At 72.9% G+C, this 16328-nt stretch carries 17 protein-coding genes, 1 tRNA gene and 1 pseudogene; 12 read left to right on the top strand and 7 right to left on the bottom strand.

Features of this window, described 5'->3' with window-relative positions:
- Positions 1-2 precede the first annotated feature (2 nt).
- Complete coding sequence (locus ACFWBY_RS30210) at positions 3-1556, top strand: APC family permease (RefSeq protein WP_385335442.1); 1554 nt, start codon at positions 3-5, stop codon at positions 1554-1556.
- Positions 1557-1629: 73 nt separating this feature from the next.
- Here ACFWBY_RS30210 and ACFWBY_RS30205 read toward each other — a convergent pair whose 3' ends face one another.
- Positions 1630-1989: a zinc ribbon domain-containing protein YjdM gene (locus ACFWBY_RS30205; RefSeq protein WP_385335444.1), complete on the bottom strand. Its 360-nt coding sequence runs from the start codon at positions 1987-1989 to the stop codon at positions 1630-1632.
- An 89-nt stretch (positions 1990-2078) separates the two neighbouring features.
- Positions 2079-2166, bottom strand: a tRNA-Leu gene (locus ACFWBY_RS30200).
- A 168-nt stretch (positions 2167-2334) separates the two neighbouring features.
- Here ACFWBY_RS30200 and ACFWBY_RS30195 point away from each other — a divergent pair.
- The 3 genes and pseudogenes from ACFWBY_RS30195 to ACFWBY_RS30185 form a co-directional block, all read left to right on the top strand.
- Positions 2335-3660: a M20/M25/M40 family metallo-hydrolase gene (locus ACFWBY_RS30195; protein ID WP_385335446.1), complete on the top strand. Its 1326-nt coding sequence runs from the start codon at positions 2335-2337 to the stop codon at positions 3658-3660.
- Between the two features lie 169 nt (positions 3661-3829).
- Positions 3830-4063, top strand: a complete 234-nt coding sequence (chpH, locus tag ACFWBY_RS30190; RefSeq protein ID WP_365917942.1) for a chaplin ChpH — start codon at positions 3830-3832, stop codon at positions 4061-4063.
- 168 nt (positions 4064-4231) lie between these two features.
- Positions 4232-4420 (top strand): annotated as a pseudogene (locus ACFWBY_RS30185) (chaplin); the annotation flags it as partial.
- On the opposite strand, the gene ACFWBY_RS30180 reads toward ACFWBY_RS30185, so the two are convergent.
- Positions 4358-4714, bottom strand: a complete 357-nt coding sequence (locus ACFWBY_RS30180) for a hypothetical protein (RefSeq protein WP_385409729.1) — start codon at positions 4712-4714, stop codon at positions 4358-4360. The pseudogene ACFWBY_RS30185 and the gene ACFWBY_RS30180 overlap by 63 nt on opposite strands.
- A 177-nt stretch (positions 4715-4891) precedes the next feature.
- On the opposite strand from ACFWBY_RS30180, the gene ACFWBY_RS30175 reads away from it, so the two are divergent.
- Positions 4892-5062: a hypothetical protein gene (locus ACFWBY_RS30175; RefSeq protein ID WP_385409728.1), complete on the top strand. Its 171-nt coding sequence runs from the start codon at positions 4892-4894 to the stop codon at positions 5060-5062.
- A gap of 52 nt (positions 5063-5114) precedes the next feature.
- Here the strand turns inward: ACFWBY_RS30175 and ACFWBY_RS30170 are convergent, their stop codons facing one another.
- Complete coding sequence (locus tag ACFWBY_RS30170) at positions 5115-5303, bottom strand: DUF5703 family protein (RefSeq protein WP_190185296.1); 189 nt, start codon at positions 5301-5303, stop codon at positions 5115-5117.
- A 47-nt stretch (positions 5304-5350) separates the two neighbouring features.
- Here ACFWBY_RS30170 and ACFWBY_RS30165 point away from each other — a divergent pair, with 47 nt between their 5' ends.
- Entirely contained in the window at positions 5351-6004 is a 654-nt protein-coding gene (locus ACFWBY_RS30165; protein WP_385335452.1) for a hypothetical protein, read from the top strand.
- A gap of 96 nt (positions 6005-6100) precedes the next feature.
- On the opposite strand, the gene ACFWBY_RS30160 is transcribed toward ACFWBY_RS30165, so the two are convergent.
- A complete protein-coding gene (locus ACFWBY_RS30160) occupies positions 6101-8503 on the bottom strand; it encodes a helix-hairpin-helix domain-containing protein (protein WP_385335454.1) in 2403 nt (800 codons plus the stop codon).
- Positions 8500-9492, bottom strand: a complete 993-nt coding sequence (locus ACFWBY_RS30155; RefSeq protein ID WP_385335456.1) for an aldo/keto reductase — start codon at positions 9490-9492, stop codon at positions 8500-8502. The genes ACFWBY_RS30160 and ACFWBY_RS30155 overlap by 4 nt, the downstream gene beginning before the upstream one ends.
- A gap of 100 nt (positions 9493-9592) precedes the next feature.
- Between ACFWBY_RS30155 and ACFWBY_RS30150 the strand changes: the two genes are divergently transcribed.
- Together ACFWBY_RS30150 and ACFWBY_RS30145 are read left to right on the top strand one after the other, a co-directional pair.
- Positions 9593-10642 carry an LLM class F420-dependent oxidoreductase gene (locus ACFWBY_RS30150; protein WP_385335458.1) on the top strand — a complete coding sequence of 350 codons (1050 nt, stop codon included), beginning with the start codon at positions 9593-9595 and terminating at the stop codon, positions 10640-10642.
- Positions 10643-10861: 219 nt separating this feature from the next.
- Positions 10862-11650, top strand: coding sequence for a ferritin-like domain-containing protein (locus ACFWBY_RS30145; protein ID WP_385335460.1), 789 nt, complete (start codon positions 10862-10864; stop codon positions 11648-11650).
- 24 nt (positions 11651-11674) lie between these two features.
- Here ACFWBY_RS30145 and corA read toward each other — a convergent pair whose 3' ends face one another.
- Complete coding sequence (gene corA, locus ACFWBY_RS30140; RefSeq protein WP_385335462.1) at positions 11675-12658, bottom strand: magnesium/cobalt transporter CorA; 984 nt, start codon at positions 12656-12658, stop codon at positions 11675-11677.
- 62 nt (positions 12659-12720) lie between these two features.
- Between corA and ACFWBY_RS30135 the strand changes: the two genes are divergently transcribed.
- From ACFWBY_RS30135 to mshC, 4 genes are all read left to right on the top strand, one after another.
- Positions 12721-13428, top strand: coding sequence for a histidine phosphatase family protein (locus ACFWBY_RS30135; protein ID WP_385335464.1), 708 nt, complete (start codon positions 12721-12723; stop codon positions 13426-13428).
- A gap of 77 nt (positions 13429-13505) precedes the next feature.
- The gene (locus ACFWBY_RS30130; protein WP_385335466.1) at positions 13506-14096 is read left to right on the top strand and encodes a DUF3090 domain-containing protein; all 591 of its coding nucleotides are present in this window, start codon (positions 13506-13508) and stop codon (positions 14094-14096) included.
- Positions 14060-14896 carry an SCO1664 family protein gene (locus ACFWBY_RS30125; protein WP_385335486.1) on the top strand — a complete coding sequence of 279 codons (837 nt, stop codon included), beginning with the start codon at positions 14060-14062 and terminating at the stop codon, positions 14894-14896. Before ACFWBY_RS30130 ends, ACFWBY_RS30125 begins: the two co-directional genes overlap by 37 nt.
- A 110-nt stretch (positions 14897-15006) precedes the next feature.
- Complete coding sequence (gene mshC / locus ACFWBY_RS30120; protein WP_385335468.1) at positions 15007-16236, top strand: cysteine--1-D-myo-inosityl 2-amino-2-deoxy-alpha-D-glucopyranoside ligase; 1230 nt, start codon at positions 15007-15009, stop codon at positions 16234-16236.
- The last annotated feature ends 92 nt before the right edge of the window (positions 16237-16328 follow it).

Below are 16328 nucleotides of genomic sequence, written 5' to 3'. Positions count from 1 at the left end.
CCATGCCGACGGGCAGATCCAACACGCTCACCGAGCCGGCCGGACCGGCCGAGATCCGTACGTACAAGGGCCAGGACCGCGCGCTGCGCGCCGACCGCCTCGGCACCGCCGGCCTGCTGCTCTCCGTCCTCGCCGCGAGCGCCCCCCTGATGGTCGTCGCCGGCGTCATGCCCACCACCTTCGGCGTCATGGGCATCGTCGGCCAGCCGCTGCTGTTCGTCATCCTCGGCGCCGTCCTCGCGCTCTTCGGCATCGGCTACGCCGAGATGAGCCGGCACGTCCACAACGCCGGAGCCTTCTACGCCTACATCGCGCGCGGGCTCGGCCCCACCGCCGGCGCGGGCGCCTCGCTCGTCGCCCTCGTCGCGTACAGCGCCATGCAGGTCGGCGTCTACGGCATCCTCGGCTTCGAGATGTCCGGCCTCTTCGCCACCTACCTCGACACCGAACTCGCCTGGTGGATACCGGCCCTGGCCGCCGTCGCCCTCACCGGCGCACTCGGCTGGCTGAAGATCGACCTCAACGCCAAGGTCCTCGGCGTCCTGCTGGTCATCGAGGTGCTCCTCGTCGTGGTCTTCGACCTCGCCGCCCTCGGCAAGCCCGGCCCCGAAGGCCTCTCGCTGCACGCCTTCAACCCCGAGACCCTCACCGGCGCCGGCCTCGGCACCGCCCTGTGCTTCTGCATCGCCGCCTTCGTCGGCTTCGAGCAGTCCCCTGTGTACGCCGAGGAGACCAGCAAGCCGCACATCGTCGTCTCCCGGGTGATGTTCCTCGCCGTCGGCTTCGTCGCCCTCTTCTTCGCCTTCAGCGCCTGGGCCCTCACCGTCGCCACCGGCCCCGGCGAGGTGGTCGAAGCCTCCGCCGAGGCCGGCCCCGGCTTGCTCTTCCAGCTCACCGAGAGCCGCCTGGGCGCCACCTTCACCGACGTCCTGCACATCCTGTTCGTGTCCGGCATGTTCGCGGCGATGCTCAGCTTCCACAACGTCGTGTCCCGCTACGCCTTCGCCATGGGCCGCGAGGGCCTGCTCCCGGCCGCCTTCGGCCGCACCAACGCCGGCACGGGCGCCCCCGCCACCGGCTCGCTCCTGCAGACCGTCGTCTCCGTCGTCGTCGTCCTGGCCTTCGCGCTCACCGACGACATGCCGACCGGCGACCCCACCGCACCCGTCCTGCACCTGTTCACCTGGATGGGCAGCGTCGGCGCCCTGGGCGTCACCCTCCTGATGGCCACCGCCTCCTTCGCGGTCATCGCCTTCTTCGTCCGCCGGGGCACCGCGGGCGCCCAGATCTGGCGCCTCGTCGCGTCCGGCCTCGCCGGGGTCGCGCTGCTCGCCATCGCCGTCTACACCGTCAGGGACTTCGGCGTCCTGGTCGGCGCCGAGGAGGGCTCCGCGCTCAGCTGGGCACTGCCCGGCATCATCGCCGCCGCCGTGGTCGTCGGCCTCGTGTACGGACTGGTCCTGCGCTCGACCCGACCCGAGGTCCACGCGCGGATCGGCCTGGGCAACGAGGCCTTCCGCCTCGACCAGGCGGCCGATTCCACCCCGGGCGACTGACCGGAAGCGGATACGACGAGAGGGACCCCGCCGCGGCGGGGTCCCTCTCGTCGTATCCGGCGGGGCCCGGCGGTCAGGCCTTCTTGACCACGCCGGACTTCAGCTGCATGGCTCCGAAGCCGTCGATCTTGCAGTCGATGTCGTGCCCGTCGACGCCGTCGACGAGCCGGATGTTGCGCACCTTGGTGCCGGCCTTGATCCCCGAGGGGCTGCCCTTGACCTTGAGCGCCTTGGTGACCGTCACGGTGTCGCCGTCGCTCAGCACGTTGCCCACGGCGTCCTTCACGACGCGCTCCCCGGTGTTCTCGCTGCCGTCCGCGGCCGCCTCGGCGGGCACCCACTCGTGACCGCACTCGGGGCACACCACGAGCGCGTTCATCTCGTAGGTGTACGCGCAGGAGCATTTCGGACAAGGGGGAAGGTTCTCGTTCACCGGCCCAGAATATCCCGGCCCCACCGCGCGCGACCCGCTCCGGAGTTGTCCCACAACGCAGAAAACCCCACGTGAAGTGGGGTTCTCGCTGGTGTCCGAGGGGGGACTTGAACCCCCACGCCCGATAAAGGGCACTAGCACCTCAAGCTAGCGCGTCTGCCATTCCGCCACCCGGACAAGGTGTCTGTCTCGCGTCCCTCGCGGGCCGTTCCGACGTGGAAAACATTACCAAACATTCCGGGGTCCTCGATCACACCCCCCGGCGGCCGGGGATCGCCCTTGGGCGAAGCGGCCCCGAGCGGGAGGATGGAGGCAGTTCGGTACTGATCAGTGGGAGGAAGCAGCGTGAGCGAATCGGGCGCGGGCAGGACCGTCTCGGGCGAGGACGAGGTCGTCGACCTCTGCCGGGACCTCATCCGGATCGACACCAGCAACTACGGGGACCACTCGGGGCCGGGCGAGCGCAAGGCGGCCGAGTGGGTCGCCGAGCAGCTCGCCGAGGTCGGGCTGGAGCCGCAGATCTTCGAATCGCACAAGGGGCGCGCCTCGACCGTGGCGCGGATCGAGGGCGAGGACCCCTCGCGGCCCGCGCTGCTGATCCACGGGCACACCGACGTGGTCCCGGCCAACGCCGCCGACTGGACGTACGACCCCTTCGCCGGCGAGATCGCCGACGGCTGCGTGTGGGGCCGCGGCGCGGTCGACATGAAGGACATGGACGCGATGACGCTGGCCGTCGTACGCGACCGCATGCGCAGCGGCCGCAAGCCCCCGCGCGACATCGTGCTCGCCTTCCTCGCCGACGAGGAAGCCGGCGGCGTCTACGGGGCCCGCCACCTCGTCGACAAGCACCCCGGGCTCTTCGAGGGCGTCACCGAGGCGATCGGCGAGGTCGGCGGCTTCTCCTTCACCGTCAACGAGAACCTGCGGCTGTACCTGGTGGAGACCGCGCAGAAGGGCATGCACTGGATGCGGCTCACGGTCGACGGCACCGCCGGCCACGGGTCCATGACCAACAACGACAACGCCATCACGGAGCTCTGCGAGGCCGTGGGGCGCCTGGGCCGCCACAAGTGGCCGGTGCGGGTCACCAAGACCGTGCGGAGCTTCCTGGACGAGCTGTCGGACGCGCTGGGCACCCCGCTCGACCCGGACGACATGGACGCCACGCTCGCCAAGCTCGGCGGCATCGCCAAGATGGTCGGAGCGACGCTGCGCAACTCCGCCGCCCCGACCATGCTCGGCGCCGGCTACAAGGTCAACGTCATCCCCGGCCAGGCCACCGCCCACGTGGACGGCCGTTTCCTGCCGGGCTACGAGGACGAGTTCTTCGCCGATCTCGACCGGATCCTCGGCCCGCGCGTGAAGCGGGAGGACGTCCACGCGGACAAGGCGCTCGAAACGGACTTCGACGGGAAGCTCGTCGACGCCATGCAGACCGCCCTCAAGGCCCACGACCCGATCGCGCACGCGGTCCCGTACATGCTCTCCGGCGGTACGGACGCCAAGTCCTTCGACGACCTGGGCATCCGCTGCTTCGGCTTCGCGCCGCTGCGGCTGCCGCCGGAGCTGGACTTCGCCGGGATGTTCCACGGCGTGGACGAGCGGGTGCCGGTGGAGGGTCTGAAGTTCGGCGTGCGCGTGCTCGACCGGTTCATCGACGAGTCCTGAGGCGGGCCGCGAGAAGAGCGGGGCGAAGCTAACGCCCGCAATTCGGGAAGGTGTGCGGATTCCACTGAGAAGAGTGAATGCGCTCATACGCTCGTAGCCCCGGTGATCCCTCCTCGTTACAGGTGGTGCGGTCCGCGGCTGGGACCGCACTTGCCTACTAGGAGGAACAATGCTCAAGAAGGTTGTCGCCGCTGCGGCTGCCACCGGTGGTCTGGTTCTCGCGGGAGCGGGCCTGGCTGTCGCCGACGCTGGTGCACAGGGTGCGGCCATCGGTTCGCCCGGTGTCGCGTCCGGCAACGTCATCCAGGTTCCCGTTCACATCCCCGTGAACGTCTGCGGCAACACGGTCTCCGTGATCGGCCTGCTGAACCCGGCTTTCGGCAACACCTGCGTCAACGCCTGACGCTTCTGACAGTTCTGGGGCCCCGGAGCGCTTTCGAGCGCTCCGGGGCCGCTGGGCTTTGCGGCCCGATATTGATCCTTTCGGCGCGCCAGGCGGGGGAGCCTGTGCGACCAGCGCGCCGACCGAGCGTGCACGCGCACCAAGCACACATCAGGGGACGAAGTACAGATGCGACGACAGGTACCGGTCACCGGCAGGAAGACCTTGATCACCATGGCGGCGGCAGGTGGTCTGATCGCGCTCGGAGGGGGTTACGCACACGCGGACTCCGGCGCCTCGGGCCAAGCCGCGCACTCACCGGGCCTGCTGTCCGGGAACACCCTCCAGGCACCCGTGGACGCACCCGTCAACGCCTGCGGGAACACGGTGACGGTGGTGGGGGCCCTCAACCCGGCCTTCGGCAACCGCTGCGCCAACCTCTCGGCCCGACCCGGACACCAGCAGCAACACCCGGGCCATCCCCAGCACCCGCACCACCCGGACAACCCGGGCCACCCGGACGAGCCGTGCGACGACGACGAGCCGAACCACCCCGAACACCCGGGTGGTCCGGGCGATCACGGGAATCCCGGTGGTCCGGGCGATCACGGGAATCCGGGTGGTCCGGGTGACCACGGGAATCCGGGTGGTCCGGGTGGTCCGGGTGATCACGGGAATCCGGGTGGTCCGGGTGACCACGGGAATCCCGGTGGTCCGGGCGATCACGGGAACCCCGGTGGTCCGGGTGACCACGGCAATCCGGGTGGTCCGGGTGACCACGGGAACCCGGGGAATCCCGGCACGCCCACCGGTCCGGGCACGGGGCCCGGCACCGGATCGGTGACCCCGGTGACGCACCCCGCCCCGGGGACCGGCTCGGGCAACGGGTCGACCCCCGGCGAGGGGCCCGGCCTCGCCGCCACCGGCGCCGGTGGAACCCTCACCGCCGGGATCCCCCTGGCCGCGGGCATGCTCCTGGCCGGCGCCGTTCTCTACCGCCGGGCGCGCAAGGCCGCCTGACGGACGTTCACGCATACGTCCTGCTTGGGGCGGCCCCCTCCCGGGAGCCGCCTCACCAGGTCGCGCGGACCTGACGGATGATCCGGCGGCGCAGCCGCACGCGGCGGCTGCCGTCCCGGAGCAGGGTCAGCCGGTCGAGCTCCCAATGCCCGTACTCGGCGTGATCGGTCAACATGCGGGTCGTTTCCTGACGTGGAACCCCGCGGGGCACGTACAAGTCGACAAATTCGTATTCCGGCATCGCATCTATTGTGCGGGCAGAGCCCTGCTACGGATAGCGTCTGCACTATGTCTGATGCCGCTCTGCCCACTGTTGCCGAGGTACGCGCCGCCGCCGAGGCGGTCAAGGCCGCGCTCGACCGTCACCTCGCCGCGGTCGAGAGCAGGATCGGGGACGATGATCCTGACGTCTACGCGGCGTTCAACGAACTCGCCGCCGCCGCCGAGGTCTACGACGAGTTCCTCTACGACCGCTACGACGAGGTCACCCCCTTCGAGATCCCCAGCCCCGAGGACGGGCTCCCGTACACCGGGCCCGCCGAGCCCGCCGCCTTCAGCGTGCTCATCCGCCGCGACTACGCGGTCGTCGAACCGGCCCGCCTCATCGCCCAGGCCGAGCGCGTCGTCGCGCACGACCGCGAAGCCGAAGTCGGACACGACGGCGGCACCGCCGGCGCGCTCGGCGTGCTCTTCGGCGAGTACGAGCCCGACGAGATCGCGTCCCGCGCCAAGGACTTCGGGCTGGAGGAGGGCGACTCCACGCTCTGGATCGCGGCCTCGGAGGACGTCGCCGAACCGGGGGAGTGGCTGGGTTCGCCCTTCGCCCACATCGATCCGCAGGACGTGATGCACCGGTTCGACGTCAGCTCGGTCTTCGACGAGGACCTCGACGAGGACGCCGACGACGAAGAGGCGGCGGAGCCGGGCCTGGCCCCGGCCTGACCCCCGGGCCGGCCGCGGTCGGCCGTCTCCCGCATGAGAGCGCCGCGGCCCCGTCCCACCCGGGACGGGGCCGCGCGCTCGTGTCACAGGCAGCCGTCAGGCCTGCTCCGGTCCCCGCGCCGGCTCCACGAGCGCCCGCAGCAGGGCCGCCAGCCGGGTCGTACGGGGCTTCGCGGGGACCTCCGCGACCGCGCGCGGCAACGCCTGGTCCACGCCGTGCACCACCGAGAGGTGCCGCTCGGCCCGGCCGAACGCCGTGTACACCCAGTCCCGCGACAGGGCCTGCGCCGCGTCCCCCGGCAGTACGACGACCACCGCGGGCCAGCGCGCCCCGACGGCCTGGTGCGCCGTCACGGCCCAGCCGTGCCGCACCTGTGACTCCACCCGCTCCCTGGCTACGACGATCCGCGCCCCTCCGGCCGCGGCCAGGTGCAGCCCCTGCGCGTCGGCCGACACCACCCGGGCCGGCAGGGCCCGCCCGGGGGAGGGCACATGGACCACGCGGTCACCGGGGTCGAAGCCGCCGAAGCGGCCGGGGCCCGGGTTCAGCCGCTCCTTGAGGGCCGCGTTGAGCGCGCGGGTACCCGCCGAACCGCCGTGACCCGGGGTGATCACCTGGACCGCGTCCGCCGGGATCCCGAAGGCGCGGGGCACGGACTCCGCCACCAGCTGCACCGTCCGGTGCACGGCTTCCCCGGCGTCGCGGACCGGGACGATGACGACCTCCTTGGCGGGGGCGTCGACCTGGATCAGCTCCCCGACGCCGACCCCGGAGACCAGCTCGCCGATCGGACCGGGGTCCGGGACGCGCGAGACGAGCCGGGGGCAGGCACGGGCCGCGAGCACATCGGCGAAGACCCGGCCGGGCCCGGCGGACCCCAGCACGGCGGGGTCGCCGGACAGCACCAGCCGGGCGCCGTCGGGGACGGACTCCACCAGCGCGGCGGCCGTCTCCACGTCGAGCTGCGGGGCGTCGAGGACGATGAGCAGGTCCAGCGCGAAGTGACCGTCCGCGTCCCGGCCCGGCCCCTCGGTGCCGTTGAGCAGCCCGGCCACGGTGACGGCGCCCTCGGCCGGGGCGTGCGCGGCCAGGCAGGCCCGCAGGCCGAACTCCCGGGCCGCCGCGAGGAGTGCGCGCGGTTCGGCGCGGGCGGCCTCGCCGCCGGTGTGGGCGACCAGGCCGTGGCCGGCGACGGCACGGATCAGCTCGGCGCCGGGGCCGGTAGCGGCCTTGTCCCAGTCGGCGGGGTCCGTGAAGGTGCCGGCGAGGCGGGCCAGGCCCTCGGCGAGGCTCTCCTCGGCCATGGCGCAGCCCTCCAGCCCCACGAGGATCCGCACGAGGGGCTCCTCGTCCTCACCGGCGGGCGGACCGACCGGCTCCTCGAAAGCCAGCGCGGCTCCGTCGCCGACGGCGGCCTCCAGGGCCTCGGCCGGGTCCGGTACGCCGTACTGGGCGAGCGCGGCCTCCAGGGTCGGGGCTTCGAGCACCGTGTGCCCCTTGGCGGCGGCCTGGGCGAGCAGCCAGCCCACCAGGGCGGCGGCCCTTCGCTCGTCCCCGGGGCCGGTCTGCCCGGCGCCGAGCAGGGCGCGGGCGAAACCGTCGGCCTGGGCCGGACGGACCCCGGCGACGGCCAGCAGCCGCCAAGGGGAGCGCGCCAGCTCCTCGGCGGCGCCGTCGCCGAGGACGGCGGCGGCCTGCGGGGCGAGGGCCTCGGGCGCACCGCCCCGGGCGAGCACGTCGCGGACGGCCCGGACGGCGGCGTCGGAGGGGGCGGCCGGGGTCGCGGTCACGGGTGCGGGCATGGGCGCGGCCGGCGGCGGCGCCGACGGGGCGGGTGCGGACGCGGTCTCCGGGTCCGCCCCGGGGGTGCGCTCCGGCGCGGGCGCCGGGACGGTCCTGCGCGGCGCCGGGGGCGCGTCGAACTCGGCGGGGGGTTTGCCCCCGCCCTCGACGGCCCGTACGGCGGCCAGCAGATCGGCGGCCTTCCCGCTGAGCTTGGCCCCGGCCTCGACGGGTCCCTCGCGCTCGGCCTTGCGGCGCGCGATGCGCTCCCGCTCGATCTTCTGCGCGGCCAGCTCCGCGGCGGCCTCGCTGAGCGCGGGCTTGGCCTCGGCGGCCCCTTCCGCGACCGCGTCGGCGGCGGCCGGCGCCGGGTCGGCCTCCGCGTCAGAGTCGTCGGCGGCGGGCCCTGCGGGGCCTTCCCCCACCCCGCCCCTTCCCGAAACCGCAGGCTCCGCCCCCGGCCCCCCGTCCCCGGCTGCGTCGGACGGCGCGGCGTCCGCCTCCGGGTTCCCGTCTCCGGCTTCGCCGGTCAGCGCGGCGTCCGCCTCCGGACCCCCGGCCCCGGTCCCGGCTCCGCCGTCGTCGTCCCCCGCCTCGCGGGAGGGGGCCGCGGCTTCGCCGGAGGCTTCGTCGCCGGTGGGGGCCGGTGCCGTGCCGGCACCGGGGGCGGCCGGGTCCTCCGCGGCAGCGGCGTCGGCGGCAGCGGTGTCGCTCACAGAGTGCTCCAGTCCTGATCGGGATAGCGGTGGACGGGCGCCGAAACGTCGTCCAGCGCCCGGCGGATCTCCTCCGGAAGACTAAGCGTCTCCACCGACAGAGCCGCCCCGAGCTGCGCCGACGTGCGCGCGCCGAGGATCGGGGCGGCCACCGCCGGGCGGTCCCGGACCCATGCCAGGGCCACCTGGAGCGGGGTCACCGCCAGGCCGTGGGCGGCCGTCGCCACCGCGTCCACGATCCGCCTCGCCGCCTCGTCGAGGTACGGGTCCACGAAGGCGGCCAGGGTCTGCGAGGCGCCCCGCGAGTCCGCCGGGGTACCGGACCGGTACTTGCCCGTCAGGACGCCCCGGCCCAGGGGGGAGGAGGGCAGCAGGGCCACGCCGAGGTCCAGCGCCGCCGGCAGCACCTCCCGCTCCACGCCGCGCTGGAGCAGCGAGTACTCCATCTGCGTCGATGCCAGCCGGGTCCGTACCCCCGGCGCCGCGAGCTGCCAGGTCGCGGCCTTCGCGAGCTGCCAACCGCTGAAGTTGGACACGCCCGCGTACCGCGCCCGACCGCTGCTCACAGCGATGTCCAGCGCCTGGAGGGTCTCCTCCATCGGGGTCCAGGGATCGAAGGCGTGGACTTGCCAGAGGTCGACGTAGTCCGTGTCGAGGCGGGCCAGCGAGTCGTCGAGCGCTGCCAGCAGATGGCCGCGCGAACCGTCGAAGCGGCGGTCCGGGTCCGCGACCCCGCCGGCCTTGGTGGCGATCACCAGGTCCCGCCGAGGTACGACGGAACCGATCAACTGCCCGAGGAGGTACTCCGCCTCACCGCCGCCGTACACGTCGGCCGTGTCGACGAGCGTGCCGCCCGCGTTCCAGAACGTCTTCAACTGCGCGGCCGCTTCCGCCTCGTCCGGTCCGTCCGCCGACCGGCCCCAGGTCAGTGTGCCGAGGCCGAGCCGGGAGACGCGCAGTCCGGTGCGACCGAGATGCCTCTGCTCCATGAGGGCTGAGACTACTGCGGCACTGACGCGGGGCACCCGGGCGCGCTACAGTCCCCGCAGACCAACGTTACTGATCGGTAAACCGGTAAGGGGACGACACATGCGGCTCGGCATCAATCTCGGCTACTGGGGCGCTGGCATGGACGCCGACAACCTCGCCGTCGCGCAGGAGGCCGACCGTCTCGGCTACGACGTCTGCTGGGCCGCGGAAGCCTACGGCTCGGACGCCCCGACCGTGCTGGCCTGGGTCGCCGCCCAGACCGAGCGGATCGACGTCGGCTCGGCGATCCTGCAGATCCCGGCCCGCCAGCCGGCGATGACGGCCATGACGGCCGCCACCCTCGACTCCCTGACCAAGGGCCGCTTCCGGCTCGGCCTCGGCGTCTCGGGACCGCAGGTCTCCGAGGGCTGGTACGGCGTCAAGTTCGACAAGCCGCTCGCCCGGACCCGCGAGTACGTGGAGATCGTCCGCAAGGCGATGAGCCGCGAGCGGCTGTCCTACGAGGGCGAGCACTGGACCCTGCCGCTGCCCGACGGCCCCGGCAAGCCCCTGAAGCTGACCGTGCACCCCGAGCGCGAGCACATCCCGCTCTACATCGCCGCCATCGGGCCCAAGAACCTGGAGCAGACCGGCGAGATCGCGGACGGCGCGCTGCTGATCTTCCCCGCCGCCGAGCACCTGGAGGCCACCGCGCTCACGCACATCCGGGCGGGCCGCGAGAAGGCCGGCCTGACGATGGACGGCTTCGACGTCTGCCCGACCGTGCCGCTGGCCCTCGGCGACGACGTGAACGCGCTCGCGGACGTGTTCCGCCCGTACACCGCCCTGTACGTGGGCGGCATGGGCAGCCGCAAGCAGAACTTCTACAACCAGCTCGCCCAGCGCATGGGCTACGAGAAGGAAGCGGTCGAGGTCCAGGACAAGTACCTGGCGGGCGACAAGCAGGGCGCGGCCGCCGCGGTCCCGCACTCGCTGATCGACTCCACCACCCTGCTGGGAAGCGTGGAGCGCATCGCGGACGGGATGCGGGCCTACGCGGAGGCCGGAGTCACCACACTGACGCTCGCCCCCGCCGGCTTCACCCTGGACGAGCGGATCGCCGCCCTGCGGGCCGGCACCGAGGCCATGGAGCTCGCGGGCCTCGCCTGACCGGCCCCGCGTCGCACTCCCGCGGCTCACTGCCCGGGTTCACGCTCTGCGGCCGTGGTGGGGGCTCGGGGGGTCTTCCCCGCCACGGCCGACACAGCCAACAACGCGTCCGGTGCCCGCGGGGTTACGCCCCCGGGCCCACCGGTCGCCGTCGTTCATTCGGCCGAGTCGCGGACCCACCCGGTTGCCCGGCCCGCGAATCGGCTTTTGACTCGACACATGCTCTCTGCACACAGCCTGTTCCGGGAGATCGTCGACCACGACGACTCCTTCCAGCTGTTCTGCTCCATCGCCGCCGGCGGCGAGGCCCAGGGCGGCTGGGAGAACGCCCGCATCGCGGCCCTCGTTCCCGACTCCATGCGCGATCTCGCGCCCAAGATCACCCGGCACGGCGCCGACGAGGACAAACACGGCCGGATCTTCAACGCGCTGCTCCGCAAGCGCGGCCTGCCCCCGGTGCCCGTACCGCCCGAGACCGACTACACGATGCTGCTGGAGCGGCGCGGCATCGGCCTGAGCCACGGCAAGCTGCGCGGCGAGCGGTCCCTGAACGAGGAGGACATCGTCGTCTACCTCGCCCACAGCCGGGTCACCGAACAACGTGCCGCCGACCAGATGGACATGCTGGTCCGGTACTTCGGAGACGATCCCGAGCTCGGCAACGCCATCCGCATGATCGGTGCGGACGAGGCCAACCACCTGGCCTACTGCCACGAGGAACTGCTCCGCCTCGCCCGCGCCGGCCACGGCCGCACCATCCACCGCGTGCTGCGCGAGTGCGCGCTCGCCGAGATCGCCGTCTACCGCGACGTGAGCCTCGCCGTCATGGGCCACATGGGACGGCTGCTGCATTGGCCCGCACCGAAGGCGGCCGCGCTCGCGGCCGGGATCCGCGGGATGTACGCGTACGAGCGGTTCAGCGGCTGGCACCGGATGGTGGACCTGCGCCGGCCGGAGCGCAGCGACCCGCTGGGCGCGTCCGCGACGACGGCACCGGAGTTCGCCTGAGCCCTTGCCGGGCCGCCGCCCGGATCAGAGCCAGCCGCGCCGCTTGAACATCCGGTACAGGCCCGCGCACAGGGCCGCCATCACGACGAGCACCGCCGGATAGCCCCAGCGGTGGGTGAGCTCGGGCATGTGCTCGAAGTTCATGCCGTAGATCCCCGCCACCATGGTCGGGACCGCCGCCATGGCCGCCCAGGCCGAGATCTTGCGCATGTCGTCGTTCTGCCGGACGCCCATCTGCGCCAGGTGCGCGGCCAGGGCGTCCGAGAGCAGCCGGTCCAGGCCCTCGATGTACTCGTTCGCCTTGGTCAGGTGGTCGGCGACGTCGCGGAAGAACGGCCGGGCGTGCTCGTGCACGAAGGGCACGGTCCCGAAGGCGAGCCGGTCCATCGGCTGCAGCAGCGGACTCGTGGACCGGCGGAACTCCAGGACCTGCCGCTTGAAGGCGTAGATCCGGGCGGCGGTGTTCTTGGTGTCCGCCGAGCTCGGCGAGAACACCTCGGCCTCCAACTCCTCCAGGTCCGCCTGGAGCTCGGCGGCCACCTCGATGTAGTGGTCCACCACCGCGTCCGAGACCGCGTACAGCACCGCCGTCGGGCCGTGCCGGAGCACCTCGGGGTCCTGCTCGAGGCGCCGGCGCACGGCGGTCAGCGCGGCCCCCTCGCCGTGCCGGACCGTGACCACGAAGGAGTCGCCGATGAACACCATCAGCTCGCCCGTGGTCACCCGGTCCGCGTCGTCGTCGTACATGACCGGCTTGAGGACCACGAAGAGCGAATCGTCGTAGACCTCCAGCTTGGGCCGCTGGTGCGCGGTCAGCGCGTCCTCCACCGCCAGCGGATGCAGCCCGAACTCCTGGCTGACGTGCTCGAATTCCTTCTCCGTCGGCTCGTGCATGCCGACCCAGAGGAAGGCGTCGCCGGTGGCCCGCGCCTCGTCCAGGGCGTCCGAGAAGTCCTCGGGCGCCTGGGAGCGGCGGCCGTTCCGGTACATCGCGCAGTCCACTATCACGCGGGCATTGTTCCCTGCCCGGGCCCCGCCCGCACACCGGCGCGACCGCTTAGGCTGACCGCATGGCCACGCTGATCCTCGTACGACACGGGCGGTCCACCGCCAACACCGCAGGGCTGCTCGCCGGCTGGACCCCGGGAGTGACCCTCGACGAGCACGGTGCCGGGCAGGCCGCGGCGCTGCCCGGGCGTCTCGCCGGGGTCCCGCTCGCGGCCGCCGTCACCAGCCCGCTGCAGCGGTGCGCCGAGACCCTGGCCCCGCTGCTGGCCGAACGGCCCGGGCTCCCCCTGCACACCGACGAGCGGATCGGCGAGTGCCACTACGGCGACTGGTCGGGCCGCAAACTCTCCGAGCTGTCCGAAGAACCGCTGATGCGCGTCGTCCAGCAGCACCCGTCCGCCGCCGCCTTCCCCGGAGGGGAGTCCATGCGGGCCATGCAGGCCCGCGCCGTGGACTGCGTACGCGACTGGAACGCGCGGATCGAGGAGGAGCACGGCAGCGACGCCGTCTTCCTGATGTGCTCGCACGGGGACATCATCAAGTCCGTCGTCGCGGACGCCCTCGGCATGCACCTGGACCTCTTCCAGCGGATCCACGTGGACCCCTGCTCGGTCACCGCGATCCGCTACACGCCGACCCGGCCGTTCCTGCTCCGGCTCGGCGACACCGGGGACTTCGCCTCGTTCGTGCCCCGCGCAAGGCCCGCCGAGGACAAAGCGGCCGAAGACGGCGGCAACGCGGTCGTGGGGGGCGGCGCGGGCGCGGTGTGATCGAACGGCGCAGTAGGGTGGACGGGCCAACACATGGGCGCAGCCCTGCCCCTGCCGCAGACACTTGGAGACTGGACGTGCCCCGTCAGGTGTTCCTCTACGACCCGCCGGACCGCTTCGTGGCCGGCACGGTCGGTCTGCCTGGCCGCCGTACGTTCTTCCTGCAGGCCTCCACCGGCCCCCGGGTCACCAGCGTCTCCCTGGAGAAGACCCAGGTCGCGGCCCTCGCCGAGCGCATGGACGAACTGCTGGACGAGGTCGTACGGCGCACCGGCGGCAATGCCCCGGTCCCGGCCGTCGCCCCCGCCGAGGCGACCGACACCGCACCCCTGGACGTCCCCGTCGACGAGGAGTTCCGCGTCGGCACCATGGCCCTGGCCTGGGACGGCGAGGACCAGCGGATGATCGTCGAAGCGCAGGCCCTGGTGGAACTGGAGGCCGAGTCCGAAGAGGACCTCGCCGAGGCGGAGGAGCGGCTCCTCCAGGACGAGGAGAACGGCCCGCCGATGCTGCGCGTGCGCCTCACCGGCGCCCAGGCCCGGGCCTTCGCCAAGCGGGCCCTGGACGTGGTCAACGCCGGCCGCCCGCCGTGCCCGCTGTGCAGCCTGCCGCTGGACCCCGAGGGTCACGTCTGCCCGCGCCAGAACGGCTACCGGCGCCAGGCGTGAACGCCACGGGGGAGCTCGAACAGCTGCTGGCACACGGGGAGCTCACGGTCGTCGGCCGGATCCGCGAGGCGTCCAACGCCGTCCTGCGGTGCACGGTCGCGCACGAGGGCGTCAGCGTCGACTGCGTGTACAAGCCCGTCAAGGGAGAGCGCCCGCTCTGGGACTTCCCCGACGGGAACCTCGCCCAGCGCGAGGTCGCCGCCTACCTCGTCTCCGAGGCCACCGGCTGGGGGCTGGTGCCCCCGACCGTGCTGCGCGAGGGACCCTACGGCGAGGGCATGGTCCAGCAGTGGATCGAGGCGGGGGATTCGCCCGAGGACGGACTGCTCGCGCTCGTGGAGGGCGAGGAGGCCGGTGAGGGCTGGCGGCCCGTCGCCTTCGCCGAGGTCGGGGAGGGCCGCACCGCGCTCCTCGTCCACGCCGACGACGAGCGGCTGCGCCGGCTCTCCGTCCTCGACGCGGTGATCAACAACGGGGACCGCAAGGGCGGCCACCTGCTGCCCGCACCCGACGGGCGGATCTACGGCATCGACCACGGAGTGAGCTTCCACACCGAGGACAAGCTGCGCACCCTGCTCTGGGGCTGGGCGGGGGAGCCGCTGACCGAGGAGGCGAGCTCCGTGCTGGCCGCCCTGGACGCCGCACTGGCCGCGGGAGAACCCCTCGCCACCCGACTGGGCGAACTGGTCACCGCCGCCGAGCTCGCCGCCGTACGGGCCCGGGTGGCCGTGCTGCTGCGCACCGGGACGCATCCGCTGCCGTCGGGGCAGTGGCCCGCGATCCCCTGGCCGCCCGTCTGAGACGGCACGGCCCCGCAGGCATAGATCCGGCCATGGCGCAAGAGTGCCGATCAAGACAACAGTGCAGGTCCGGTTCGTTTTCGGAACACCCGTCCGGTTACGCTCGACGCATGCATGCCTGGCCCGCTTCTGAGGTCCCCGCCCTGCCTGGCAAGGGCCGCGACCTCCAGATCCACGACACCGCGACCCAGGGGACGATCACCCTCGCCCCCGGTCCCGTCGCCCGAATCTACGTGTGCGGGATCACCCCGTACGACGCGACCCACATCGGTCACGCGGCGACCTACAACGCGTTCGACCTCGTGCAGCGCGTGTGGCTCGACACCAAGCGGCAGGTTGTGTACGTCCAGAACGTCACGGACGTGGACGATCCGCTGCTGGAGCGGGCGCTGCGCGACAACCAGGACTGGACCGAGCTCGCCGAGCGCGAGACGGCGCTCTTCCGCGAGGACATGACCGCCCTGCGGATGCTGCCGCCGCAGCACTACATCGGCGCCGTCGAGGCCATACCCGGCATCGTGCCGCTGGTCGAGCGGCTGCGGGACGTCGGCGCCGCCTACGAGCTCGAAGGCGACGTCTACTTCTCGGTCGAGTCCGACCCGAACTTCGGCAAGGTCTCCCGCCTCGACGCCGAGGCCATGCGGCTGCTCTCCGCCGAGCGGGGCGGCGACCCCGACCGCGCGGGCAAGAAGAACCCCCTCGACCCGATGCTGTGGATGGCCGCGCGTCCGGGCGAGCCCAGCTGGGACGGCGCCTCGCTGGGCCGCGGCCGGCCCGGCTGGCACATCGAGTGCGTCGCCATCGCCCTCGACCACCTGGGCATGACCTTCGACATCCAGGGCGGCGGCTCCGACCTCGTCTTCCCGCACCACGAGATGGGCGCCTCGCACGCCCAGGTCCTGACGGGCGAGTTCCCGATGGCCAAGGCGTACGTACACGCCGGCATGGTCGCTCTGCACGGCGAGAAGATGTCGAAGTCCAAGGGCAACCTGGTCTTCGTGTCCGCCCTGCGGCGTGCCGGGGTGGACCCCGCGGCGATCCGCCTGGCCCTGCTCTCCCACCACTACCGTGCCGACTGGGAGTGGACGGACGACGTCCTCGCCGAGGCCGTGGCCCGCCTGGAGCGCTGGCGCGCGGCCGTCTCCCGCCCGGACGGCATCGCGGCCGACGCCCTGGTCGAAGAGGTCCGGGAAGCCCTCTCCAACGACCTGGACGCCCCCGCCGCCCTGGCGGCCGTAGACCGCTGGGTCGAGCTCCAGATCGCCACCGACGGCGACGACGAGTCGGCCCCCGGCCTCGTCTCCCGCACGGTCGACGCCCTCCTGGGCGTGGCCCTGTAACCCGGCGGGCCGCTCGCCCCGGGGCCCTGCGGCCCCGGCCCTGCAGTCCGCCACCCGCGTACGGCGACGCCCCCCGGCCCTCGGCCGGGGGG

This window comes from Streptomyces sp. NPDC060049, from assembly GCF_042736715.1.
In the GTDB taxonomy this organism is placed as follows: Bacteria; Actinomycetota; Actinomycetes; order Streptomycetales; family Streptomycetaceae; genus Streptomyces.
This window is presented reverse-complemented; position numbering and strand designations above follow the sequence as displayed.

Coding starts and splice junctions, on each gene's coding strand:
- ACFWBY_RS30135 (WP_385335464.1), top strand. CDS start 12,721: ATGGCCACGCTGATCCTCGTACGACACGGGCGGTCCACCGCCAACACC.
- ACFWBY_RS30170 (WP_190185296.1), bottom strand. CDS start 5,303: ATGCCGGAATACGAATTTGTCGACTTGTACGTGCCCCGCGGGGTTCCA.
- ACFWBY_RS30165 (WP_385335452.1), top strand. CDS start 5,351: ATGTCTGATGCCGCTCTGCCCACTGTTGCCGAGGTACGCGCCGCCGCC.
- mshC (WP_385335468.1), top strand. CDS start 15,007: ATGCATGCCTGGCCCGCTTCTGAGGTCCCCGCCCTGCCTGGCAAGGGC.
- ACFWBY_RS30145 (WP_385335460.1), top strand. CDS start 10,862: ATGCTCTCTGCACACAGCCTGTTCCGGGAGATCGTCGACCACGACGAC.
- ACFWBY_RS30155 (WP_385335456.1), bottom strand. CDS start 9,492: ATGGAGCAGAGGCATCTCGGTCGCACCGGACTGCGCGTCTCCCGGCTC.
- ACFWBY_RS30150 (WP_385335458.1), top strand. CDS start 9,593: ATGCGGCTCGGCATCAATCTCGGCTACTGGGGCGCTGGCATGGACGCC.
- chpH (WP_365917942.1), top strand. CDS start 3,830: ATGCTCAAGAAGGTTGTCGCCGCTGCGGCTGCCACCGGTGGTCTGGTT.
- ACFWBY_RS30210 (WP_385335442.1), top strand. CDS start 3: ATGCCGACGGGCAGATCCAACACGCTCACCGAGCCGGCCGGACCGGCC.